Origin of the sequence: Chryseobacterium balustinum, from assembly GCF_900168205.1 — a bacterium.
GTDB lineage: Bacteria > Bacteroidota > Bacteroidia > Flavobacteriales > Weeksellaceae > Chryseobacterium > Chryseobacterium balustinum.
The window spans coordinates 589,169-614,552 of sequence record NZ_FUZE01000001.1 but is presented as its reverse complement, the minus strand read 5'-3'; the positions used below and the strand labels follow the sequence as shown (position 1 = coordinate 614,552).

22 protein-coding genes are annotated in these 25,384 nt (G+C 33.1%); 8 read left to right on the top strand and 14 right to left on the bottom strand.

What is annotated here, in order from left to right:
- Nucleotides 1-69: 69 nt before the first annotated feature.
- A complete protein-coding gene (locus B5X64_RS03005; RefSeq protein WP_079463811.1) occupies nucleotides 70-540 on the bottom strand; it encodes a hypothetical protein in 471 nt (156 codons plus the stop codon).
- Between the two features lie 217 nt (nucleotides 541-757).
- Between B5X64_RS03005 and B5X64_RS03000 the strand changes: the two genes are divergently transcribed.
- Nucleotides 758-1,048: a GNAT family N-acetyltransferase gene (locus B5X64_RS03000; protein ID WP_079463810.1), complete on the top strand. Its 291-nt coding sequence runs from the start codon at nucleotides 758-760 to the stop codon at nucleotides 1,046-1,048.
- Here the strand turns inward: B5X64_RS03000 and B5X64_RS02995 are convergent.
- From B5X64_RS02995 to smpB, 5 genes are all read right to left on the bottom strand, one after another.
- Nucleotides 1,037-2,008 carry a glycosyltransferase family protein gene (locus B5X64_RS02995; RefSeq protein WP_079463809.1) on the bottom strand — a complete coding sequence of 324 codons (972 nt, stop codon included), beginning with the start codon at nucleotides 2,006-2,008 and terminating at the stop codon, nucleotides 1,037-1,039. The two genes, B5X64_RS03000 and B5X64_RS02995, sit on opposite strands and share 12 nt — an antisense overlap.
- A gap of 1 nt (nucleotide 2,009) precedes the next feature.
- Nucleotides 2,010-2,834, bottom strand: a complete 825-nt coding sequence (locus tag B5X64_RS02990; RefSeq protein ID WP_079463808.1) for a UDP-2,3-diacylglucosamine diphosphatase — start codon at nucleotides 2,832-2,834, stop codon at nucleotides 2,010-2,012.
- Between the two features lie 145 nt (nucleotides 2,835-2,979).
- Complete coding sequence (locus tag B5X64_RS02985) at nucleotides 2,980-3,720, bottom strand: YebC/PmpR family DNA-binding transcriptional regulator (protein ID WP_079463807.1); 741 nt, start codon at nucleotides 3,718-3,720, stop codon at nucleotides 2,980-2,982.
- 93 nt (nucleotides 3,721-3,813) lie between these two features.
- Nucleotides 3,814-5,298 (bottom strand): OmpA family protein, encoded by a 1,485-nt coding sequence (locus B5X64_RS02980; protein ID WP_079463806.1) that lies wholly within the window; start codon nucleotides 5,296-5,298, stop codon nucleotides 3,814-3,816.
- Nucleotides 5,299-5,375: 77 nt separating this feature from the next.
- Nucleotides 5,376-5,834 carry an SsrA-binding protein SmpB gene (smpB, locus tag B5X64_RS02975; protein WP_066679915.1) on the bottom strand — a complete coding sequence of 153 codons (459 nt, stop codon included), beginning with the start codon at nucleotides 5,832-5,834 and terminating at the stop codon, nucleotides 5,376-5,378.
- A 118-nt stretch (nucleotides 5,835-5,952) separates the two neighbouring features.
- Here smpB and B5X64_RS02970 point away from each other — a divergent pair, with 118 nt between their 5' ends.
- Complete coding sequence (locus B5X64_RS02970; RefSeq protein WP_079463805.1) at nucleotides 5,953-7,575, top strand: ABC-F family ATP-binding cassette domain-containing protein; 1,623 nt, start codon at nucleotides 5,953-5,955, stop codon at nucleotides 7,573-7,575.
- Between the two features lie 78 nt (nucleotides 7,576-7,653).
- Here the strand turns inward: B5X64_RS02970 and B5X64_RS02965 are convergent, their stop codons facing one another.
- The 3 genes from B5X64_RS02965 to B5X64_RS02955 all read right to left on the bottom strand — a co-directional run bounded on the left by B5X64_RS02965 (nucleotide 7,654) and on the right by B5X64_RS02955 (nucleotide 10,118).
- A complete protein-coding gene (locus B5X64_RS02965) occupies nucleotides 7,654-8,469 on the bottom strand; it encodes a M48 family metallopeptidase (protein ID WP_066679812.1) in 816 nt (271 codons plus the stop codon).
- 103 nt (nucleotides 8,470-8,572) lie between these two features.
- A complete protein-coding gene (locus B5X64_RS02960) occupies nucleotides 8,573-9,388 on the bottom strand; it encodes a ferritin-like domain-containing protein (protein WP_079463804.1) in 816 nt (271 codons plus the stop codon).
- Nucleotides 9,389-9,407: 19 nt separating this feature from the next.
- Complete coding sequence (locus B5X64_RS02955; protein ID WP_066679814.1) at nucleotides 9,408-10,118, bottom strand: ferritin-like domain-containing protein; 711 nt, start codon at nucleotides 10,116-10,118, stop codon at nucleotides 9,408-9,410.
- A gap of 215 nt (nucleotides 10,119-10,333) precedes the next feature.
- Here B5X64_RS02955 and recJ point away from each other — a divergent pair, with 215 nt between their 5' ends.
- From recJ to B5X64_RS02930, 5 genes are all read left to right on the top strand, one after another.
- The gene (gene recJ, locus B5X64_RS02950; RefSeq protein WP_079463803.1) at nucleotides 10,334-12,052 is read left to right on the top strand and encodes a single-stranded-DNA-specific exonuclease RecJ; all 1,719 of its coding nucleotides are present in this window, start codon (nucleotides 10,334-10,336) and stop codon (nucleotides 12,050-12,052) included.
- A 106-nt stretch (nucleotides 12,053-12,158) separates the two neighbouring features.
- Nucleotides 12,159-12,743 carry a nicotinate (nicotinamide) nucleotide adenylyltransferase gene (gene nadD, locus B5X64_RS02945; protein ID WP_079463802.1) on the top strand — a complete coding sequence of 195 codons (585 nt, stop codon included), beginning with the start codon at nucleotides 12,159-12,161 and terminating at the stop codon, nucleotides 12,741-12,743.
- 69 nt (nucleotides 12,744-12,812) lie between these two features.
- Complete coding sequence (locus B5X64_RS02940; RefSeq protein ID WP_079463801.1) at nucleotides 12,813-13,151, top strand: DUF3817 domain-containing protein; 339 nt, start codon at nucleotides 12,813-12,815, stop codon at nucleotides 13,149-13,151.
- Between the two features lie 241 nt (nucleotides 13,152-13,392).
- Nucleotides 13,393-15,675, top strand: a complete 2,283-nt coding sequence (locus B5X64_RS02935) for a TonB-dependent receptor domain-containing protein (RefSeq protein WP_079463799.1) — start codon at nucleotides 13,393-13,395, stop codon at nucleotides 15,673-15,675.
- A gap of 73 nt (nucleotides 15,676-15,748) precedes the next feature.
- Entirely contained in the window at nucleotides 15,749-16,600 is an 852-nt protein-coding gene (locus B5X64_RS02930; protein ID WP_079463798.1) for an alpha/beta hydrolase, read from the top strand.
- Between the two features lie 43 nt (nucleotides 16,601-16,643).
- Here B5X64_RS02930 and B5X64_RS02925 read toward each other — a convergent pair whose 3' ends face one another.
- The 5 genes from B5X64_RS02925 to B5X64_RS02905 all read right to left on the bottom strand — a co-directional run bounded on the left by B5X64_RS02925 (nucleotide 16,644) and on the right by B5X64_RS02905 (nucleotide 23,977).
- On the bottom strand, nucleotides 16,644-18,401 hold the full coding sequence (locus B5X64_RS02925) for a discoidin domain-containing protein (protein WP_079463797.1): 1,758 nt from the start codon (nucleotides 18,399-18,401) through the stop codon (nucleotides 16,644-16,646).
- A 121-nt stretch (nucleotides 18,402-18,522) separates the two neighbouring features.
- Entirely contained in the window at nucleotides 18,523-19,446 is a 924-nt protein-coding gene (ctlX, locus tag B5X64_RS02920) for a citrulline utilization hydrolase CtlX (RefSeq protein ID WP_079463796.1), read from the bottom strand.
- Nucleotides 19,447-19,497: 51 nt separating this feature from the next.
- Nucleotides 19,498-20,412, bottom strand: coding sequence for a dimethylarginine dimethylaminohydrolase family protein (locus B5X64_RS02915; protein ID WP_079463795.1), 915 nt, complete (start codon nucleotides 20,410-20,412; stop codon nucleotides 19,498-19,500).
- Between the two features lie 344 nt (nucleotides 20,413-20,756).
- Nucleotides 20,757-22,928 carry an outer membrane beta-barrel family protein gene (locus B5X64_RS02910; RefSeq protein WP_079463794.1) on the bottom strand — a complete coding sequence of 724 codons (2,172 nt, stop codon included), beginning with the start codon at nucleotides 22,926-22,928 and terminating at the stop codon, nucleotides 20,757-20,759.
- Between the two features lie 80 nt (nucleotides 22,929-23,008).
- Nucleotides 23,009-23,977, bottom strand: coding sequence for a helix-turn-helix domain-containing protein (locus B5X64_RS02905; protein WP_228418702.1), 969 nt, complete (start codon nucleotides 23,975-23,977; stop codon nucleotides 23,009-23,011).
- A 479-nt stretch (nucleotides 23,978-24,456) separates the two neighbouring features.
- On the opposite strand from B5X64_RS02905, the gene B5X64_RS02900 reads away from it, so the two are divergent.
- Nucleotides 24,457-25,362 (top strand): toxin-antitoxin system YwqK family antitoxin, encoded by a 906-nt coding sequence (locus tag B5X64_RS02900; protein WP_167370492.1) that lies wholly within the window; start codon nucleotides 24,457-24,459, stop codon nucleotides 25,360-25,362.
- The last annotated feature ends 22 nt before the right edge of the window (nucleotides 25,363-25,384 follow it).

Sequence of the window (25,384 nt, the reverse complement as noted above, 5' to 3'; positions counted from 1 at the left end):
ATAATGGAAAAATTGATAGGTGAAACAAATTGAAGATTGACCATTGACTCAAAAAACACCTTAGATTTATTATTGCAGAAGAGACCAAATCCCAACACCAATACCTGCATAAACAGCAATTGTAATGATATCAGCGAGGGGTTTTGAAAAGCGTTTTTCAGCAATTTTCTCGCTATCAATCTGATTCTTATGAAATTTTAGAATTTTTTTAGGATTATTTACCGCGTGCGCCACCAGGCTATCGCTTTCCCATCGGTCAACTATTATTTTATAAGCCTTACCATCAACATCAATTTTAAAGTTTTTATTCGGTACAAGTTTCTCCTGAACATTAATTGGAGCTGGCGCTTGCTGTGAACTCAGCTTTTGTAATTCAGCTTTTGTACTTTTCATTTCTATGGGAGTAGCATCAACACTAGCTACATTCTTGCTAGGCTCTTTCTTGGTGTCGATTGCAGTATCCACAGGTTTTTTAACTTGGTAAGTGTAGCAACTCACAAGAGAAAATAGTATAATGATGAGAAAAAGTTTCTTTTGCATGAGTCAAATTTAAGAATTAAACGGAATATTCAGGATTTTCTTTTAAAAGTTCTGTCTTTAAAAATTTATTCATAATAAATTTTGCACCATTTGTATTAAAAAACTGTCAAGTGAAACAGATTGAGAATTTACAACTCACTTAAATCTATTTCTTAATCGGCATCAACATATTCACGGTGCAGTTTTTGTAGTTTTAAATTTAATTAAAATATAAACTATGAAATTCGTCAACAACAAATCTGGAAACGGCGGTGTCATCACACTCAACAACGAAATAAAAGAAGTAGGCAGAGTAACTTATACCATTTTTCCTGAAGAAAATAAACTAATCATTTCTTTCGTATTGGTACATCCCGAATTTGAAGGTCGCGGAATGGGGAAATTTCTAGTGGAAGAAGCTATTAAATTTTCGAGAGAAAACAACTGGAAAGTTTATCCACATTGTTCTTACGCAAGAGCTGTAATGAAAAGAATGAATGATGTAGAAGATATTTTTTTACAGAACTAAAACGTCATTGAGCAGAATATCTTCAATATCATCTGGGTAATTGACCTGAAAATGAAGGTCTGATGCAACCCAGTTTGTAATTTCTTTTTCATCTAAAATTTTAGAATTTGGAATTCCCATTTTATCTAAAGCACAGGCGTTACATTCCTGTTCGTACTGATTATGAATGGGAATTACAAACAATTTTTTATCCATAAAAAGTGCTTCTCCCGGAGTTTCAAATCCTGCATTACACAAAATCCCATCACAGTTTTCGAAATATTTTAAATACTGAATTTCATCAATCGGAAAAATCTCAACATTTCTTTCCTTTCTCTGAAGTTTGCTGTGTTTGGAAAAAACTTTCCATTCTACAGGAATTTCACTTAAAACTTTAATGATATTTTCATCAGAAAAACTAGGAAGATATACCACATAAAATCCTTTTTTATCAGGATTCAGATTTCTGATTTTTCTTCTGATGACCGGTTTTTTGATTTGTGGATGATAATTTTCAAAATGAAAACCAATTTTTCGCTCACTTGGAACGTAATATTTTAAAATCAATTCTCCGAAAAAATCTTTTTTTACAGGTTTTGGGGTTTCTTTAAAACTCATTGAAGCTTGATGACTCAGTTCAATCATATTTAAATTTTTAGTTTTACAAGCCCATCCTGTTAATGGCTCATAATCATTGATGATTAAATCGTATTTACTTAAATCGATTTGTTTAATCGTTTTAAAAGCTTCAAGAAAGTTATTTTCTAAGACGATTTTTTTATAGGAAATTCCTCCTGTTTTATTATAAAGCAGAGAAATGCCTTTGTGTTGAAAGTTAATCGGAAAATCGGCCTTTAATTGAGATTGATGCCCACTGATAAAAGTATCAACGGAAACATATTTTTTAAGAATAGGAATAATTTCCTGCGCTCGCGCAACATGACCGTTTCCTGTCCCCTGAAATGCATACAAAACTTTCATATTAAGTAAATTGAGTTACAATTTTCAAAAGATCCGAATTGTTAATATCCTGAATTTCTTCCGACTCATCATCTTTTAGCAAATGTTTGTGATCTTCATAATGAAAGATTGTCCATTCGTTCTGATTAAATTCGAGGGCAGATAAATTTTCGATCCAATCTCCAGAATTGAGATAAGTACAAGAGCCTTTTTTATTGGAAACTTCACGCATTTGAGGCTGATGAATATGCCCGCAAACTACGTAATCGTAACCGTTATCAATAGCAAGCTCGGAAGCTGTTAGCTCAAAATCGCCAATATACTTTACTGCTTTTTTTACATTGTTCTTAATCTTTTTTGAAAATGAATATTTTTCTTTACCCATTTTTTCTAAAAACCAATTCACAACATTATTGATAACAATTAAAAGATCATAGCCTTTTCCACCAAGCTTGGCAATCCATTTTGAATGTTGTACCGATGCGTCAAAAACATCACCATGAAAGATCCATGTTTTTTTACCATTAATTTCCAGGCAGAGTTTGTTGCAAACTTTGAGTTTCCCCAATTCAAAATCGGTAAACTTTCTGAACATTTCATCGTGATTACCGGTAATATAATAGACATTTGTGTTTTTTGTAGCTAATGAAATAATCTTTTTGATTACTTTTAAATGAGGCTTAGGGAAGTAAGACTTTTTAAACTGCCAAATATCAATGATATCACCATTTAAAACTAATGTTTTCGGTTGAATAGAATTTAGATACCGTAGAAGTTCTTTAGCCTTACATCCGTAAGTTCCCAAATGTACATCCGAAATAACGACAAGCTCAACGTTTCTTTTCAATTGCAGATATTTATCTTACTAATGATCAAATGTGATCGCCATATCAATTAGTATTTATATTGACCAAGGATGGCGATTTCACAATTGATTCTTATACAAAGAAACTAATTGAAAATGAATTGTATATGAATGCTATATTATTTTTTTATAAAGACTCCAGAAGTTCGTCTGTAATTTCCATATTATGATAAACGTTTTGTACGTCATCATCCTCTTCAAAACGGTCTAGCATTTTCATATTTGCTTTAAACTGATCTAAAGTAACCTCTTTCGTATTATTTGGAATTCTTTGCAATTCTGAGCTCTTAGCTTCTATTTTAAGCTCATCCAATTTGTGAGATAAAGATCCAAAATCTTCAAAAGCAGTCGTAATCATTACTTCTTCGTCATCTTTTTCTACATCTTCCGCACCTCCGTCAATCATTTCCATTTCAAAATCATCCCAATCCATTGTAACTTTAGCTAAATCGATAGTGAAAATCCCTTTTCTGTCGAAGATAAAAGCTAATTCACCATTCTTTCCAAGGTTACCATCAAACTTGTTAAAGATTGCTCTTACGTTAGCAACAGTTCTAGTAGGGTTATTTGTAGTACATTCTACGAAAAATGCAACACCACCTTGCCCGTATCCTTCATAAGTAATCTCTTCATAGTTTTCTGCATCTGCACCACCAGCTTTTTTGATGGCTCTTTCAACATTATCTTTAGGCATATTAGCACCTTTTGCATTTAGAATACATCTTCTCAATGCCGGATTGGCTTCTGGATCTGTACCTCCTGCTTTTACTGCTAATGCGATATCTTTTCCTATTTTAGAAAAAGTCTTGGCCATTTTATCCCAACGTGCCATTTTTGAGGCTTTTCTATATTCAAATGCTCTTCCCATTTTATAATTTAAATTTTGACAAAATTACTCAAAATCAACAACAAAAAAAATACCTCCAGAAATCTGGAGGTATTTATTATTTAGAAAAATTAATTATTTTTTCTTTTTAGCTGGAGCTTTTTTCTTAGCTGGAGCTTTTTTAGTTGGCAAGTCAGATTTCTTGTAAGTTTCCCACTCTGATCCAGAGATAGCTCTTACAATTACTTTTCTGTCAGCTTGTCTTTCAGCGTCAGAAGCAGTTTCTGGAACTTGTGCATCTTGTTCACCGATACCGATAGATTTCAATACTGATGGGTTAACACCTCTAGCTTCTAAAGCAGCAACTACTGAAGCAGCTCTTTGCTTAGATAGGTTCAAGTTATAAGCATCACTACCTTTTTTGTCAGTCATACCAACAATTACGAAGTTTTGAGCTGGAGCATCTTTAATGATTTTTGCAGCTGTATCTAATTTACCACTAGATTCTTTTCTAATTGTAGCTTTATTGAAGTCAAATAAAAGATCTTTGAATTCTCTTGTAATAACAACTTCAATTGGATCAACTGGTGGTGGAGGAGGACATCCGTTGAATTCAGGAACTCCAGGAACTGTAGGACATGCATCATCTTTATCTAAGATACCGTCACCATCTGTATCTGGCCAAGGACAACCGTTGTTTTCTGCAGGACCTGCAACTGTAGGACAAGCATCATCTTTGTCGATAATACCATCACCATCAGTATCTGGCCAAGGACAACCACCGTTTTCAACTGGACCAGCAACATCTGGACACTGATCGTCTTTATCTGGAACTCCATCACCGTCTGTATCTGGACATCCTTGGAATTCAGGTAAACCTGGTGTATCTGGACATAAATCGTCTTTATCTAAGATACCATCCTTATCTCTATCTCTGTTTCCAAATCTAAAGTTCAAAGAAGCAGAAGCTTGCCAAAAGTTAGCATAATTAGCTTTATCAGTTGGAGTAGAAACATAATCACCTTGTACACCTAAACCGAAGTTTTTAGTCAACCAGAAGTTAACCCCAGCACCTGTAGATACAGTAAAATGGTTTGCTTTACCCATTTGAACTGTTCCATCATCGATACTAGTCATTTCCGCAGGATTTCCATTGATGAAAGTTTGTCTTGGGAAAGAAAGAGCAGTGTAATCATGTCTTAAATAGTTTGCACCTACTCTCAAGTAAGGGTCAAACCAAGACTCTTCGTCCCAAAGTAAACCAGCAGCTTTAGCTTGGAAACCAAGACCAGTCATTAACATGAATTCTTTACCCATGTTAAGCCTTTTGTTTTCCACATTTCCAACAGAAGTTTGCCAATCAATAACTAAACCTTTACCGATGTTTCTAGCAACAGTTAATTTAGAAAGTGGTGGTGTAATAGAAAAATTGCTCGTATTGAACATATTCTTCGTCAAATTAGTAGCAGAAAACGTATTACTAAAAGTACCACGCTGTGCTGTATGGTTTTCCGCATGAGCACCAACTCCGATCATCCACGGATTGTTGGTAGTCTGAGCGAAAACAGTAGAGGCAACTGTAAGCGCCAATGCTGAAATTCCTAATTTTAGATTTTTCATAGAATTAAATGATTAAATAATTGATATTGCAAAATAAATATAATTTTTCTTTATAAACAAAGTTTTCAGGATGATTTTTAACTTTTCTTTAATATTCTGTCGAGGTTTCTTTTGTTTTCTCTATCTTTTATCGCTTCTCTTTTATCAAAGAGTTTTTTACCTCTCCCAAGTGCAATAAGAATTTTAGCCTTACCTGCATCATTAATATAAAGTTTCAAAGGAATCATTGTGTTCCCTGCATCCTTAAGTTTTTTTTCAAATTTTAACAATTCTCTTTTGTGCAAGAGCAACTTTCGTTCCCTTTTTGTTTTATGATTATAAAAAGTACCCAATTTATATTCATCAATCATCATATTAATGATATACAATTCACCATCGATGAACTGGCAAAAAGATTCTGTAATAGAAGCTTTAGAAGAGCGTAAAGATTTAATTTCGGTACCTGTCAATACCATTCCCGCTTCTATTTCTTCGAGAATTTCATATTCAAATCTAGCTCTTTTATTAAGTATTCTAACTGTTTTTTCAATCTTCATTATGTTAAATTTTGTTACTAAATATACAAAATTTGCTTTCATATAAAAACTTGAGTATTACATTATTATAATTTACCCAAATTCTTTTCGTAATTTTGCGCCAAATTTACAAAACTATATGTTAACAGTATCTAATTTATCTTTACAATTCGGGAAGAGAATACTTTTTGATGACGTAAACATTATGTTTACCAAAGGAAACTGCTACGGAATCATCGGAGCAAATGGTGCAGGAAAGTCTACATTCCTTAAAATATTAACTGGAAAGCAAGATCCAACGACAGGACATGTATCTCTGGAACCAGGGAAAAGAATGTCAGTTTTGGAGCAAGATCACTTTGCATACGATCAATTTACTGTTCTTGAAGCTGTATTAAGAGGAAATACAAAATTATTTGAAATAAAAGAAGAGATGGACGCTTTGTACGCCAAAGAAGATTTCTCTGATGAAGATGGTATAAAAGCTGGAGAACTAGGTGTAGTTTATGATGAAATGGGTGGCTGGAACTCTGAATCTGATGCACAAACAATGCTTTCAAATGTAGGTATCAAAGACGACATGCATTGGCAGACAATGGGAGAACTTGAGAATAAAGACAAAGTAAAAGTTCTTTTGGCTCAGGCTCTTTTTGGAAATCCTGATGTATTGATTCTGGATGAACCTACCAATGACCTTGATATCGAAACAATTGCTTGGCTAGAAAACTTCCTTGCAGACTACGAAAATACAGTAATTGTAGTTTCTCACGACCGTCACTTCTTAGATACCGTTTGTACTCACATTGGAGATTTAGATTATGCTAAATTAAACCTTTATACAGGAAACTACTCTTTTTGGTATCAAGCTTCTCAGTTAGCAACAAGACAAAGAGCTCAGGCTAACAAAAAAGCGGAAGAAAAGAAGAAAGAACTTCAGGATTTCATCGCAAGATTTAGTTCAAACGTTGCAAAAGCTAAACAGGCTACTGCAAGAAAGAAAATGATCGACAAGCTAAACATCGATGATATCAAGCCATCTTCAAGAAGATATCCTGCCATTATTTTCGAAATGGAAAGAGAAGCCGGAGATCAGATTTTAGATGTAAAAGGTCTTGAAAAAACAAAAGACGGAGAATTATTGTTCTCTAATATTGATTTAAATCTTAAAAAAGGAGATAAAGTTGCTGTTTTATCTAAAAATTCATTAGCAATTACCGAATTTTTCGAAATTTTAGCCGGAAATAATAATCCAGACAAAGGAAATGTTGCATGGGGAGTTACTACAAACCAATCGCATATGCCTTTAGATAATACTAAATTCTTCCAAGAGGATATTAGCTTGGTAGATTGGTTGAGACAGTTTACTAAAAACGACGAAGAGCGCCACGAAGAATTTATGAGAGGATTCTTAGGTAGAATGCTTTTCTCAGGGGATGAAGCTTTAAAATCTTGTAAAGTACTTTCAGGAGGTGAAAAAATGAGATGTATGTTCAGCAGAATGATGCTTCAGAAAGCAAACGTTCTTTTATTAGACGAACCTACCAACCACTTAGACCTTGAAAGTATCACGACTTTGAACAACTCATTGTCTAACTTTAAAGGAAATCTTTTATTGGCATCTCATGACCACGAAATGCTTTCAACGGTCTGTAACAGAATCATCGAATTGACTCCAAACGGAATTATCGACAGAGAAATGACTTACGACGAATATCTTGCTGATAAAAAGATCAAAGAACTAAGAGAAAAAATGTATTCTTAATTTTAGAAGAACATTAAAATTCATAAAAAAAATCCTCAATTAATTTTGAGGATTTTTTTTGTAATATTTAGTTCACAATTATTTTGTCAGTTTAGTTTTAGGTAAAGAAACCGTTCCCGGATCTTTCCATAAACCATCTTTTTCAGCACGCTTTTTCACTGCTTCTGCCCTTTTATTGCTATCAGGATGCGAATTAAACATTTTCTGAAATCCTGACTGAGCCGTTCCACCCTCAGATAATAAAGCTAATTTTTTAAATGCTGTGTAAGCTCCAACAACATTATAATTATTTGCTTTCATAAAATCATATGAATAGGTATCGGCTTGAGATTCTTGTTTTTTACTGTGAGAAGCATCCAAAAATTCATTTGCCATTTTTCCAACCTGACTTTCGTTTAACACAGCAACCGTACCAGAGGCAGCTGAACCAGCTTCCAAAGCTGCAGCTTTTAGATAAGCTGATTTAATTGCATCTTTTGTATCTTCATTTTTAACATGGCCAATTTCATGACCAATTACCGCCAATAATTCATCATCCGTCATAATATCCATTAAAGAAGAAAAAACACGTACACTCCCATCTGCACAAGCAAATGCATTAATATCTTTCACTTTATAAACTTTATAATTCAGGTTTAAACCATCCTGAGATTTGTGTTTTCCAAAAAGTTTATTCAGCCTTACGGTGTAAGGATCTTTCGGACCTGCGACCGGATTATTTTTATCCATATAATCTACCGATTCTTTAGATAATTTTATGGCATCAGCATTAGAGAATGATAAAGCTGACGCACCTTTAGAGACAACCCCTGCAGCTTTTCCAAGATTGATTTTCTGAGCCTGAACGCCCGTGACAGCACTTATTAGAAGTGCAGAAATTAATATTTTTTTCATACTAAATAATTTGTGTGGTGAAGATAATACTTTTCATTAAAACAAAATCCTTTTCCGGAAATTTACCGAAAAAGGATTAAAGAATTTATGCTAATTTATGTTGTTAAACAATAAACAAACCTGCAATTGCCGCTGCATCTGAACCGCTGAGAACCTCATCATAAGCTGCAGATCCGGCCGCAGCTCCAAAAGCAGTTGCAGTATTAAATCCAGCTTGTAATGTCACATCTTCTCCTGCATAAACAGCATTTGTTGCAGCAGGCATATTTCCGCCATTTGCTAATTCTATCCAGCCTTTATTGGCGCGCATTCTTCGCACCTGAGAAGCATGTCTCGCTTCCACTGAGTGAATCTGTAAAGCAGCCTGAAGAACAGCTTTATTAGACATTACATTTCCTGCCTGACCTTTGTAAGCCCTTACACCAGTATCTTCAAAAGCTTGCGCCAAAATCATAAACTGTTGATAATTGGTAAATGGTGTAAAATTTCCTCCGGCTGTAAAATCAAAGGTAGGTTTTGCTCCCGGTGTTTCTCCTAAAGAAGTTAGTGTTGCTTTTAAAAACGCAACGTGAGCTGCTTCATGTTTAGAAATCTGCATAAAAACAGTACGGTCTGCTGCAGGAATTAAAGTTCCGGCATTTAGACCTATTCTGTAATATTCATCTTCTAAATATTCCAAAGTTAATGCTAATTGAAGGGCATCTGTTAAAGCACTTTTCTTCGCATTTCCGGGCATATTATCGTTAAAAGTTTCTGCTTTTGCGGTAGTGGTCATTAAACCAGCCAAACCTAATGGTAAAGCTGCAACTGCGGCTTTCTTTCCAAATGCTGAAATATCTGAAAGCGAACCTGATCTAGACGTTTGTCTTGTAAAAAAAGAATCGTCTGAAAGTTTATCTAGTAATTTAAGAATATTCATAATAATAGATTTAATTTGATTAGTTGATACCTTGTTCTTTCCAAGTGAATGGAGTTTTTATAAATCCTCCAGCTGCCATTACAATATCTTTTGGCTCTTTGGCAACATCAAGTCCGTTTGCATTGATCACATCATCTCCTGAAAATGCAGCAGTTCCCGGATTGATTAAATCTCTGATTGCTGAAGCATGTCTTGCTTCCACAGAAACAATTTTTCCGGCAATCACTAAATATGCAGGATTCGAAATATATTTTCCGGCCGCATTATATGCTGCAACACCAGTATCTTCCAAAGCCTTTGCTGTAGCCAAAACTGAGTTTCTATCATTAAAATTCACATTCGTATACTGAAATTCTAATGTAGGTAAAACATTATTCGTGACACCGGAAATGGCTGCCTTGAAAAAATCTCGGTGGATAACTTCATGGTGATAAAGATCTGTAAGCACTTCTTTTTCAGCATTTGAAATACCGGAATAAAAGTTATTAACAACTTTAGTATAAAAATCTGCTTCTAATTGCTCAAGAGCATATGCATAATTGAGAACACCTACATCACCTGTTCCCAGATCAAATATTTTGTTAGGTTCCATGTATTCGAAATCATCGTCATCGCAGCCTATCAAAGTAAGGCCGGCAACGGCAATACCAATGCCGCTCAGTTTTAGGAAGTTTCTTCTGCCGGTATCCAGAGTTGCTCCCTGGTTAGAAACTTGAATTGGTTTTTTCATAATATAATTTTTAAATGGGTTTAGTATTTAAAATTACTTACGAGACTCTCAACGCTTTGGTTTTATTAAATTGTAAAAAAAAATAAAATTCATTAAAAACTTAATTGAAAAACACCACTTCTATTGAAAATAATTCAACATTAAAAGAAGAATGAATTTGAATTTGAGCAGACATTTCAATAGCTTTTAAAATAAATTTTACCTATTTTTGTGACATGAGCCAAAAATGGATTTATAAACCCGAACCTGATGAAGAAATTGTAGATGGATTGAGTTCGTCGCTTGGTTTTGGAACTTTTGAATCCAAACTATTAGTTCTCAGAGGAATCGACAATTATCAAAAGGCGAGAGAATTTTTCAAGCCTAATATCTCCGATATCCACAGTCCTTTTCTGATGGCAGATATGCAAAAAGCAGTAGAACGCATTGCAACAGCTATAGAAAACGGAGAAAAAATCATGGTTTACGGAGATTACGACGTAGACGGAACGACTGCCGTTGCGCTGATGTATCTTTATCTTAGAAAAATTGTTCAAAAAAAATATTTAGATTATTATATTCCAGACCGGAATTCTGAAGGATACGGAATTTCTACTGAAGGTATCGACTTTGCAAAGGAAAATGGCTTTTCGCTTATTATTGCATTAGATTGCGGAATTAAGGCGATTGACATGATTAATTATGCCAAAACCAAAGATATCGAGTTTATTATTTGCGATCATCACTTACCCGGAGATGAAATTCCAGATGCAACAGCCGTTTTAGACCCGAAAAGGGTTGACTGCCGATATCCTTTTAAAGAACTTTCAGGATGTGGTGTAGGTTTTAAACTTTGCCAAGGTCTGAATACTATTTATAAAATCCCAGAATCTGAACTGTTTGAATTGACAGATCTTCTGGCAATTTCTATTGCTGCAGATATTGTTTCGATGACAGGAGAAAACAGAGTTTTAGCAAAAATGGGACTTAAAATGCTCAGAAAAACCCGAAACATGGGACTGAGACTTTTGATTCCGGAAGATAAACTTTCTCATTTTGAAATTTCAAATATTGTTTTTGAAATTGCACCAAAAATCAACGCTGCCGGAAGAATTTCCCAAGGAAAAGCTGCCGTAGAATTGATGGTTTCAGACAATCTGAAACACGCTCATCAAATCGTAAGCGACATTATGAATCTTAATGATGAAAGGCGTGAACTCGACATGAATTCTACCCTTTCAGCGCTTAATCAAATCATAGAATCACAACAGCAGACAAAGTTCTCAACCATCGTTTACCATCCTGAATGGAATAAAGGGGTTATAGGAATTGTAGCCTCAAGACTTACTGAAACCTACTATAAACCCACTCTCGTTTTCACAGACGGAAATAATGGAGAAATGGTAGCTTCTGCACGATCGGTCTCAGATTTTGATGTACATGAAGCATTGGACTTATGCTCGGAATACTTCCTGAAATTTGGAGGTCACCATGCTGCTGCAGGACTTTCTATGGAGAAATCGAAGTTTGAGGATTTCAAAATTAAATTTGAAAGAATTGTTGGTGAAAAAATTAAAGACCATCAAAGAGAACCATCAATTACCATAGATGCAGATATAGATGCAGATGAAATCAATAGAGATTTTATTAATTTCCACAGAAAACTGGCTCCATTTGGACCTCAGAATATGAAGCCTAATTTGGTTTTAAGAAATCAAAAAATTTCCGGTTATTTAAAAACGATGGGTAAAGATAATAATCACCTTAAGTTTTATATAAAACAAGAATCTACCGGAAGAAATATAGAATGTATAGGTTTTAAACTAGGGCAATTTGCAGATGATTTCAGAACTAAAAATTTTGATATTGCTTTTACATTAGAAGAAAATCACTGGAAAGGAAATGTAACACATTGCTTGAATATTAAGGATGTGAAGTTTCATGAAGGTCAATAGCAAATTTTCCTTCGGAAGTGAATGGTAAATTCTTAAATAATTAAAAATTGGACAAGCAGAGCGAATTGACTTGCACAGCAAAATTGACAATTGACTTATCAACTTAATGAAAAAAATCGGTTTATTTTTCGGGTCATTTAATCCAATTCATATCGGGCATTTGATATTGGCGAACTATATTCTTGAAAATTCGGATATGAATGAATTGTGGTTTGTAGTGAGTCCGCAAAATCCTTTTAAAGAAAAAAAGTCACTTCTGAAAGATCACAACAGGCTCGACATGGTAGAACTTGCCATCAAAAATTATCCCGATATGCGTGCTTCAAATGTAGAGTTCTCACTTCCTACACCAAGTTACACCATCGATACTTTAACCTATCTGAAAGAAAAACACCCAGACTATTCTTTTAGTTTAATAATGGGTGAAGATAATCTTGAAAGTTTACACAAATGGAAAAATTCTGATTTATTGATAAAAAATCATCATATCATTGTTTATCCTAGAGTTTTTGAAGGTGACAAAAAAGATTCTAAATACATAAACCACGAAAATATTTCGCTTGTAAAAGCACCTGTGATTGAGTTATCTGCAACTGAAATTCGCAATATGATTCAGCAAGGTAAAAATGTAAGACCGATGCTTCCGCCTGAAGTTTTTGAATATTTGGATGGAAGTAGTTTTTACAAATAGTTGTTAGTTGTTAGTTGTTAGTTGTTAGTTGTTAGTTGTTAGTTGTTAGTCAAAATTAATCTTTGTTTAATGGAATTTTTAGAAAAGTTTTTCGCAAAATATGGTCAGGAAAAAGTCATCAAGTGGTTTAAGCAAATCTGTTTAGCTGAAGCAATTTCATGGTTTTTCCTTTTTACAGCAATGATTTGGATCCGGGTTGACCCTGAAGGTATTTTACCCATCGTGTATATCAGCACAATTGGAAGCATTCACGGATTCTTTTTTACACTTTACCTATTATTTCTTCCTGCTACCAGAAAAGTATACGAATGGGATGATGAAGATTACGTCTTCGCTTTAATATCTGCTTTCTTTCCGTTTGCTACTATTTGGATTGACAAAAAGCTTGCTCGTTTCGATAGAGAATAATTAAATTTTTTAAAAAAAAATCACTTCAACTGTAACAAATATACTGTTACAGTTGTCTTATTATTTAGAAACTCAAAATTCCACAAATTCCAATAATAAATTTTAACCATTGATAATCAAATATTTACAATCAAAATAAAAACATTTACACTACTTTGTATTGCATGATACTATATTTATTACATATCTTTGCAATGTAAAATAACAAGGAATACAAGCTTCTAAACTAAAAAATATAATTATGAAAACTCAAATATTCATCGCAGCCCTTTTCTTTAGCGGACTTACTTTTGCCCAGGAAAAAAAATCAGATTCAGTAAAAACTCAAAAAATAGAAGAAGTTGTATTAAAAAAGCAAGTTTTCAAAAAGCAAAGCGACCGTTTTGTATATGATGTAGCTGCATCTCCTGTAACAAAGGGTAATACGACGTTTGATCTATTGAGACAAACGCCTTTACTTTCTACAACAGATGATAAAACTTTAAAAATTGTGGGGAAAAATAATGCCCTTATCTACATTAACGGTAGAAAAACTAATATGGATGCAGAGTCTGTTACTCAGTTTCTGAAAAATACTCCCGCAGAAAACATTCAGAAAATTGAAGTCATTACCGTTCCTGGAAGTGAATTTCAGGTAGAATCTTCAGACGGGATCATTAATATTATTCTTAAAAAGAAAATGAGCGACGGCCTGAACGGAAACATGAGAATGTCTAATACTCAAAATAAATACAACGCCAGTTCTGCAAGCTTCTCTGCCAACTACAGAAAAGATAAGTTGGGAATAAGTGCAAATTTGTACGGTGGAGAAAATATTCAGGCTCAACATTATGTTTTACGAAACGGAAATAATCTATCATCTAATGAATCTACAGGAAATATTGATGACCCTAACCAATACCTTGGCGGTTATCTGAATTTTGATTATCAGTTAACAGAAAAAAGCAACTTGGCTTTGTCATGGAACTCAAGCGCTAATAAAAGTTATAATTCTACAGTAAATTTATTTAATACAATTCGTGTATTTGATGAAGATATAAATGCTTTCAAAACCAGTTATACCAATTCTAGAAATAAAGAAGATGCGCGTTCATACAATAATTCGGTTAACTTAAATTACGAATTAAAGACTGATTCATTGGGAAGTAAATTAAATGTAAATGTAGCCTACCTTAATTACAAAAGATTCCAGTTTACAGACAACAAAACATTTGCAGCAGATTACGCAGGAAATAACACTGCATTAAAACCTAACCAGACCATTACTCAGAATCTGCCACAGATCATCAATAATTTTTCGAGTACAGTAGATTATATTCAGAAATTTAAAAATGATTTTACGGTTGCTATTGGTGGAAATTTTAACAAAACCAAAACAGATAATGATACCCAAAACAACACGTACAGAGAAAACCCAGTACCTCCACTAAAAGCAGAAGAGCACATGCCTAATCATTTTATTTATGATGAAAATATCTATGGTGCTTATTTAACATTGGAGAAAAAGTTCTCTGATAAACTTTCCGGGAAAATTGGTACCCGATACGAAATTACCAACAGCTTGGGAACTTCAGATAATGCTACAGAGCAATATAAAAAGATTGAAAGAAATTATAATAATTTGCTTCCATACTTAAGTATTAATTATGCTATTAATGATAAAAACAATATCTCTTACGCATTTTCAAGCAGAATGAGAAGACCAAGCTTTTGGGAGCTTAATCCTGTAAAAAATATTTTGACAGAAAACAATTATACTCAAAACAACCCTTTTGTAAAGGCTTCGTCAACCTATAACCAGGAACTGACCTATATGTTCAAAAACTCTTACTTCTTGATTTTAAATCACTCCTTCTTCAAAGATGTAATTACTCAGGTTCCATTACAAGGCTATGCAAAATCGATGGATGGTAAAATCACCGAGCAAAACGTGCTTCGCTACATCAGAACAAATTTTGGTGACAAACAGGAAATGTCTGCAATGTTGGGAATGAACAAAACATTTTTTAATCAATATCTAACGATGAATTTTAATGTTGGGGTACAGCACAACGTTAACAATGGTTCTTTGTCTGTAGATCCTACGAATGGTGATATTTTTCTTGATAAAGAGGGAAAGCAAATTGTATATAGTAATAATGTAAGATCTACAAGTATCTTGATTCAAACCAATAATACCATCCGATTAGATAAAAAGAAAACCTGGTTTTTGGGCGTAAATTATTTCTTCGTAGACAAGCAACAAATCGAATTGGGAATGCTTAAGAATCTTTCAAGCCTTGATTTAAGTTTAAAGAAAAACTGGAACGACTGGACCTTTGCATTAAATATTACCGACGTGCTTAGAACCAACATCGTAGAAATTGAAGATTACCAAGCCAACGGAAATTACAATTACGTAAGAAATGACCAATTCAGAAGAGGCGGAACATTCAGCATCACTTACAACTTCGGAAATCAAAAAGTAAAAAAAGTAAGAAGCATCGAAGGTGCTTCAGACGATATCAAAAGCAGAACACGTTAACATTCAATCTTCATATATTTTATTTTGTACAGAAACCTGCCAAGAAATTGGTGGGTTTCGTTTATATTTAAGTATGAATAAATTTTTAGCCCTTTTATTTTTCGTTTTACTGTTGAGTTGTAAAGAAAAAACAGTAAATATAAGTAAAGACATTACTTTCGATAAACAAATGGATGTCTCTTACGGAAATGATTCCGAACAAAAATTAGATTTATATATTCCCAAAAACACCCAACAAAATAAAGACCTATTCATCATCATTCATGGTGGAGGTTGGAAGGCTGGAAATAAATCTCAGCTTACTTATTTCACTTTGTCGATGATGGAGAAATTCCCTAAAAGTGTTTTTGCGAACATTAATTACAGATTGGCTTCAGAAAATCGTTTCGGTATTCCAAACCAGACCGATGATATTGATAAAGTAATTTTATTTTTAGAGAAAACATTAAAATATAAACCCAATATTATTCTTCTCGGAAACAGTGCAGGTGGTCATTTATCTATGCTATATTCATACAAGTTTGATGCTAATAAAAGAATAAAAGCCGTGGTGAATATCGTCGGTCCAGCCGATTTATCAGATCCAAGTTTTAAAAATTATTATGATTATTCATTTGTTGAAAATCATTTGGTTGATCCAGCTTCAATTCCGCATGGAATTTCTATGGAAAATTATGCAAGTCCGGTTTACTGGATAACTAAAAACGCTCCACCGACAATTTCTTTTTACGGAAATAATGACACTGTAATTCCATTATCACAAAAAAAGATTTTAGACTCTGCTTTAAATAAAAACGGCATTTTTAATCAATCTTTCGAATTTCCCGGTGGACATCTCGATTGGGCGAATGAGAAAAATGCTCCGTTTGTAATCAGTTCGATTAGTGAGTTTTTAAAGCAAATTGACAAAAATAAAACGCCCTGAAAAATTTCAAAGCGTTTTATTATTTAATTAAATATTTTAAAGTTTATTCAGACTTCACAACTTCCGTTCTCTCAGAAACTCCATTCGCATTAAATGCTTCTATCTGGAAATAATAAGAATCTACTCTATCTGCTCCAGTAAAGAAATACTCGTTTTTACCGTACACCATAATGCTCCCGTATAATTTATCCGGAGATTTTCCCCAATAAATAACATAACCATCGGCTTCTGAATTTTGCTGCCATTTCATCCAGATGCTTCTTCTTTCACCATATTTTTTCGGGTCGGCTCTTAACGGAACAAAGTTTTGAACTTTCGCAGGTTTTGCACCCGCTCCTTTTCCAAAAACTCTGAAACCGCTTAATGCAAATTTTCCGGTCGGCATTTTCAGATTTTCCATTTTTAAAAATCTTGCTTCGGCTGGTTTTTCTAATTCTACATAATCGTGAGGAACATCTTTTGTGTTCTTACTTTTATCAACAATTACTTTCCATTTTTTACCGTCATTGGAATCAAATATTTTATACTGATGCATTTTACCTTCCGTTTTTCCCATAAACTCAACATCCTGATCTGCATAATTTATCTGGATTGCATTAATGGTAGAAACTTCACCTAAATCGGTCTGAAACCATTCTTCTGAATTTCCGGTTTTTGCACTCCAATAGGTTTTAATATCTTCATCTACCGCATTATTAGAATGATAACCACCTAAAGTGGACGAAACCTGAACGGGCTTGTTATAATTCAACAACATCCAACCGGTGAAAAGTCCTTTCGAAAAATCTTTTCCCTGCGCAAACTGCGGAAGCAAAGTCGGATAATCACCATAAGCAGTATTGGTGTACATCACATCATCTTTATCAAAACCTGCAGGCCAGATTCCTAGACGTCTTTCAAAATTATTTTTAGTGGAAATAAAAATGGTAGAAACATGCCACCAGTTCTTAAAATTATCTTCAAAAGTAGCACCGTGCCCCGCTCCTCTTGCAAAACCTCCTGGTTTATAAGAAAACGGATTATGCTGTTGGTATTCGTAACCTTCCAACGGGTTTTTAGAAACATACACTCCGTCAGAATATCCGCTGAATTCTGTTGCCGGAGCACCATACTGCATGTAATATTTGTCTTTATATTTGGTTACCCAAGCTCCTTCCACAAAAGGTTGCAAGAAAACATTGTCATTATATTCACCGAATCTTTCCCAACCGTGATCTTCTGGTTTTAATCTTAAAATAGGTTTTACAAAACCTTCAGACTGTAGATTTTTAACTTTAACTTCTGTTCCTAAAAGAGGCCACTCGTTGCTAGATCCCCAATACAAATAGAGTTTATTTTTATCTTCATCATAATGAAAAGCAGGATCCCAAGCTCCGACTTTCAAAGTATCTACAGCAATTTTCCAATCGTCTTTTGTAGGATTGGTAGATTTCCAAATCGGGAAATCCTGTTCCCAGGTAGAGCCGTAAACGTATAACGTATCTTTCATCGCCCAAACTGCAGGAGCGTTCAGATCGTGCGTATATTTATTGTCTCTCAGGAATTTTCTTTTCACAAATTTCCAGTCGAGCATATTATCGCTGTACCAATACCCTTCCTGATTGGTTGAAAAAAGGAAAAGCTTTTTTTGAAAGTTAACAATTACAGGATCTGCAGTTGCACGATGCTTTCCTTGTTTTGAAAAAACTTCAAAAGGCGTATAGCCATAATCGATATTAATAGGATTGCAATACGTTTTTTGCTGCGCATTCGAAAAAAAGCACAGAAGTATTACCATGCTGAAATATAATCTCTTACTCATAATCAAACTTTATATTTCTACAAATTTAAAGTTTTTTAAACGGTTTGCTTCGTATCTAAGCATAAAAAACTTCTGACCTTTAGAAAGCCAGAAGTTATAATTTATTTAAATGTAAAATACTTTATTTTTTAGGTAAAAAAACCTCAGCTAACATACAACGCGCGCTTCCTCCACCGTTTACTTCAATCGTATTTAAATCTGAATAAATGATTTCACAATATTTTTCGATATTTGAAATTTGCTCAGCATTCAAAGACTGATAAGCAGTTTGGCTCATTACTAAAAACTTTTCACCATCTTTATTCTGAACCTGAAGCATATTTCCTGCAAATTGCTGCATTTGCTCTTCAGAAATTTCTATGATTTCTTTTCCTGAATTTTTAATGGTTTCAATTACTTTGCTTCTCTCTAATTCGGAATCAATACAGTCTAAGCAAATTACCACGAATTTATCGGCAACACACATCATTACATTGGTATGATAGATAGGAAGCCTATCTTCACCAACCGTCTGAAATGAATGGAAAACAACCGGGGTAAATCTATATTTGGTACAGAATTCTCTGAATAAATTTTCATCAAGTCTCAAAGAAATCGATCCATATGCAATTTTGTTATCATGATCAAAAATCATACTACCCGTTCCTTCCAAAAAATGTCCTTGGATTTCAGGCAATGACCAATCATCAATTTCAGATACTTGAAAACCTTGATTTTTGATACTCTCGATAATATCTTCTCTTCGCTCTACCCTTCTGTTTGAAGCAAACATCGGATATAAAACCACTTTTCCATCCTTGTGGAAACTTACCCAATTGTTTGGGAAAATAGAATCCGGAGTATGTGGATCGATCGTGTCTTTAACGGTAATCACGTTAATACCTTTACTTCTCAGTTTTTCAACAAAAATCTTGAATTCCGCCAAAGCTTTTGACTGGATATCTGCACCTTTCTGCTCTACCTGAAAATAATTATTTTCTGCCGTTTCTGCGTTGTAACCGAATGCAATCGGCTCTATCATTAATACTGTATCTGTTGTATGCATTTTTTTTAATTTCAAATTATAAGATTTCAAATTATTTTCTAATCTAAAAATCTACTCCCTAACAAGTGGCATCGTTGAGCAACGTAAAAGTCCTCCCATTTTAGAAATTTCTCTGTAAGGAATTTCTTCAACGGTCATTCCCCAGACATCTCTTAAATGATTATTCATTCTTGTAAATGTCTTGTCTGAAACTACAACTTCAGAAGAAATCGAGAAAATATTCGGAAACATTTCAAACATTTCTTCATCGTTTACATGGAAGCAATTTTCTTCACCGAAAATATCAATGATTAAGTTGTAATCGCTTTCATCTACAAAACCGTTTTTATAAATAATACATTTATCGTCGCCAATCGGATTGAATGTACAGTCTAAATGCAAAATACCCTTATAAGGTTCTTTATCATTTTTCTTTAATTCAAGATCGATAATTCTCTTTTTAGGAAAATATTCTTTAAGAATTTCAATGGCATATTCGTTCGTTCTTGCTGTTTTATAACTTCTGTAATCTTCACTGAAACATGTTCCGATAAAAAGAAAGTCATTCCACACAATTACATCTCCACCTTCGATATGAGCTGTTTCTGGAAGATTAATAATTTTTCTCCAAGCTACTTCTTCAAAAACTTTTTTGTACGCTTCCTGTTCGTCGGCTCTGTCTGCAATCACATTAGAAATAATCATTTTATCGTCGATCACAAAAGCTACATCTCTAGCAAAAACCTGATTATAATCTTTAATAATATCCGGGCGGAAAACCTGAACATCATATTTTTTTAAAACCGCTTCAAAAGCATTCATTTCGCTGATGATGTCTGCTTCTTTCGGATAGCTATTATGCTCTATCGTGTAATATGATTTGGCATCATAGCTTTCTTCCAGTGTAGGAATTCCTCCCATTGAATTAGGTTGACCTAAAACTACAGATTTCAGCCTTCCTGTTTCGTTTTTTATATTTAGTTTCATAAAGATTTATGCAATACTACAAATATAAGTAAAGGAGGTTATCTGGAAAACTTTTGAATGTTTTATACATCAAAGTCGAATTTTACACTAAAAATTATTTGAAATCAAACTTAAATACTTGCCGTTTTAAAAATAACAAGTAATTACTCTTGATTTCAAAAGATTTTCCAGATATTTATTTGTGACGCAATTGCTTATTCTTTATCTATATCTAAAAATCATCTCGTATTTTATCTCTTTTTTCTCCTTTTAAAGTTTAAATTAGGTATAGAAATTCTAAAATACACGATCTTTTTTGTTTATAATTACAACTAAAAATCTGTTTACAAAAAAATAGTTTTCCTTTATCTTGCTCTATATTCTTCATCAGTTTTTTGTATATTTTTTGTCTGATATTTAGAGTTTCCAAAACTATAGCTTAAAGACAATATCAGCTTTTGGGTATCCCACCAATGGGTAAATTGATTATCTATAATTTGTTTATGTCTAAATTCTAAACGTTGGTCATAGGAATCAAAAATATTGTTAAAGCTTATTTTCGAATTGAGTGTATTATCAAACCATGCTTTTTGAACTGAAATATCAACGGTATATCTTGGCTTAATTATATATAAACTATTGCCGGTTTTGGATTCGTAATTTGAAAAAATATTAAGTGTATAGCCTTTAGGTAAAGAAAAAACCTGATTTAATCTCATCTCGTAGTTATAAATTTTCAATGCAAAAACTTTATCCAAATAAGGTCTGAACTCGTAATTATAATATCCCGCGAACTGTGTATTTATATTCCACCATTTCGTTATTTTCACTGGAAAACTTGTTTCTAAACTGGCAAAATTCCGATAAGGTAAGTTGGTTCCTAAAAATTCGAGCACATTCGTTTCGGGATTGTAGATAGGATACCGAGTCATCACGTCTGTTTCTTTCCCAATGGTAAAAGCGGTTACCCAATTTTTATATCGATAGGTTGCTTTAATCTGGTTGGTAAAAGAAGGTTGTAAATATGGATTTCCGATCCAATAATTCAGCGGGCTGTAATAAAACCTGAATGGATTAAGCTGTGAAAAAACCGGTCTTGTCATTTTTCTGCTGTAAGAAAATGAAAGTTCACTGGATTTATTGAAGGCATAACTTACACTGAAAGATGGTAACCATTTCAAGTAATTTCTTGAGACCACAGAATCTACGGTTACCGCATTAGAAATACTTTGGGTATTTTCAAATCTCAATCCTGCATTAATCTGAAGATTATTAAATTTCTGACTGTACGCCCAATATCCAGCAAATATCTTCTCTTTATATGAAAATTGATTACTCCTCGCCGGATCAAAAACAAATTGTTGATTCACCGACAACGTATCATATCTAATCATATTATTCGTTTTAGTATCACTCAATTTTAGCCCCGCATCGAAAGTAGCATCTCCTATTATCTGAGAAACATCAATTTGTCCCGTGTAAATAATAATTTTGTTGAGCAGATCAGACTTCCAATAGGATAAAAGCTGTGAATTTGGCTTATCGCTATTCAGAAAATCATCTTCTTGCTTATTTTTAACCGAAAGATAGTTGCCTAAAAAGCTTAGCTTAAAATTTTTATGTTGGAAAGAATAATCTGTACTTATTCCATAATTATCTTGAAAATAGTTAATCGGGTTTTTACTTCCTGTATTAAAAATCAACTGCGTTTCATCTTTATTTAAGGTATATAATGACCCCAAACGAATCCGTTCACTATCTCTGAAGTTACTTCTTACATTGACGCCAAACCTATTTTTATCATTCAATTTATAATCGATTCCTACCTGAATAGTATAAATTTTTGCATCATCTTTTTGATAAGTCTGCGTTCTCATCACATTTGTATTTGCTAAACGCTGCAACGCATTATAACGATATGTTGAGATACCGTTGTTATACCCTAACTGTACATTATAGCTTATCTTTTGAGTATTGTAAGAAAGGTTAAGGCTATTTTCTTTATAATTAAATTTATTGACACTGGTGTTTCCAATATAGTTTCCGATCCAGCCAAGATTGGTATTTTTCTTTAATTTGATATCAATAATCCCTTTGAATTCAGCATCATATTTTGAAGATGGATTCGTATTTACTTCTAAAGATTCTACCATTTCCGGCGATAGTGACCTCAGATAGGACTGCAGTTCCTGATTACTCATTACAACAGGTTTTCCATTGATAAAAATTGCAGGGCTAACTCTTCCTCCAATAAAAATTCCATCTTCAGAATCTACCGTCACACCTGGAGTTTTTCTTAGAACTTCGAGAATATTGGTTGATGTTTTAAAATCTTTATTCCCGGAAACATTCATCACAATATTCCCTTGATTAAGTTTTAAATCTCTATGAGAAGATTGGATAATAACTTCTGAAATTGTTGCGACCGAATCTTTTTGTTGTATAGAATCGGGAACCTTCGTTTTGAGTATTTCCTGAGACTTTGCGAAAAATGATAAGAATAACAACAAGATAAAAATCCATAATTTGACGTTCATAAGCTTTAAATTTTATGAACCCAAAAGTATTGGACGTGGGCGAAAATTAGGTTTTGAAGTTTAAATTCCGAAGTACAGAATTATAAATTTGAACTTTGGAATCCTGTCTCAGAAGGCATTTGAGATTGTTTATACAAAAGCGGCGTCGTACTCATGATTTTCTTGAAAGTAGAAAAAAATGTAGATTTAGAATTGAATCCTACTTCATATCCGATTTCCTCAATTTTCAGATAAGATCCATTTTCAATTTTTTCACAGGCCTCATTGATTCTGTATTCATTGATGTAGGTTGAAAAACTTTTACCCAAATTATCATTCAATAATTGTGAAAGCTGATGGGCTGAAATATTCATTTTCAAGGCTAAATCACTTAATTTCAAATTCGGATTTTTATATAATTCTTCCATATTCATCAACCTTTCTAATTTTGAAACAAAGTTTTCAGCCTGTTGATTGGGTATTTTTTTATTGGAATATTTACTCTCTTCTTTTACTGTTGTCGATTTATTTTTACTTTTGAAAAAGATCAAAACATTTGCATACAAAAGCAAAGAAAACACAAGACTTCCACCTGCACAATACACTTGAATCAATCCCGTAGACATGAGTTGATATGCTAAAAAGATAATCACATTACTTGCTAAAACAGGAAGGATAAATTGAGTAGGTTTTTTAGCTTCTTTTTTTGAAAAAATAAAATATTCATAAACTGATAGAAAAATGAAAACCGTCCAAACTCCATAAATAAATCTAGCAAAATTTTCATTCCAAGTAATAGGGAAAATTAAATACAAAAGACCAATTGCACCGAGAATTAGCGTCAGAATACCAAAAGAATTTCCAGCATTTTTAAGATTAAACTGCTCTTGTAAAAAAGAAGAACGAACATAATAATACAAAGCCGGACCAGTAAAAAATAGTGCCGATAACCCCGTATGTGGGATAATTCTAGGCCAATCCGGATAAAAATAAATACATACCGAAATTCCTACGCGAATGCTTAATGTCAATAAAATTAATCCTAAGAAAAAATCCGGAATATGTTTCATTTTTTTCACAAACAATAGGTAAATCCCAAGCAGAAGCCCATTAAAAGCTCCTATTACGCTGAAAAAAAATAACATCTGTTGTCCGAAACTCATTGTTTATTACCATTTTATGAATCGTAAATTTAATAAATTTATTATATCAAAATTTAGATAATCTTGTAAAATATTATTTTTCCTTATGCATATCCGTAATTCACCATAAATCATTATTTTTATCTATAGTTTAATTAATTAGATGGATATATTTAGTTTTACTGCTCATTTTGGGAGCGAAGAAGATTGCAGAATTCATTTTTAAAAAGAGATAAAATCTTTGAAAGGTTCATTATTGCTAACATTACAGCAATAAGATAAAAAACGGATATACGTAGAAAATTATCATGAAAATTTATTTTATAATTCTCTTGTTTTTAATCTCAACAAAAAATCATTATTGTCAAGATCTAAAAGAAAAAAAGATATATGAATATGGTACCAGATTGAGCGAAAAGGGTTTTGAGAAAAACGGAAAAAGGGAAGGCAGATGGCAATATTACGACATTAATGAAGAATTATCTGTAGAAAAAGATTTTAAAAACGGTATTCAAGACGGCGAATGGCTTGCTTACGAAAAAGGAAAGATTTTAACACGAGGTACATTTAAAAACGGTAAGTCTACTGGGCTTTGGACATTTTACTTTGATAATGGAAATGTATATGAAAAAGGTTTACAAATTGACAATAAGAGGGAAGGACTTTGGAAAAGATATTATGAAACCGGGGAAATTTTCCTTGTAGGAAAATATATTAATGATAAAGAAGATGGTATATGGAAATTATTCTATAAAGATGGAAAAACAAAAAGCACTTGGTATTATAAAGATGGCAGAAATATAGGTCTTTTTCAAACTTTAGATTCTCAGGGGAAGCAAATTGAATATGGAAATTATAATTTAAATGGTAATGAGACCGGAAAATGGAGGCGTCTTAATGATAAGTATTTTGAAGAAGGCATATTTAATAATGGTGAAAGAATAGGATTATGGAAAATCACAGATACTAAAGGAATTTTATTGGAAACTCTTTTTTATCATCCAAATAATGAAGTGAAAAAATTAACTTATTATCCAAGTGGAGCTATTAAAGAAATCTATAATCTTACAAATTTTAAACCTCATGGAAAATATAGAGAATATTATGAAGAAGGCACTTTAATGACAAAAGGCAAATACTATTTTAATCATAATACTGGAATGTGGAAATTTTATGATAAAAAAGGAAAGCTTGACCATAAGGTAAAACACGAAAGTGTAAGACAAGCCATACAGTCTATAAAAAGAGCAGAAAGAGATGCAATGTTTTATTACGACAGAGATTCTGTTAGAGTAAAAAACCGAGGTCTTTAATTTTCTAACAAAACTTTATACA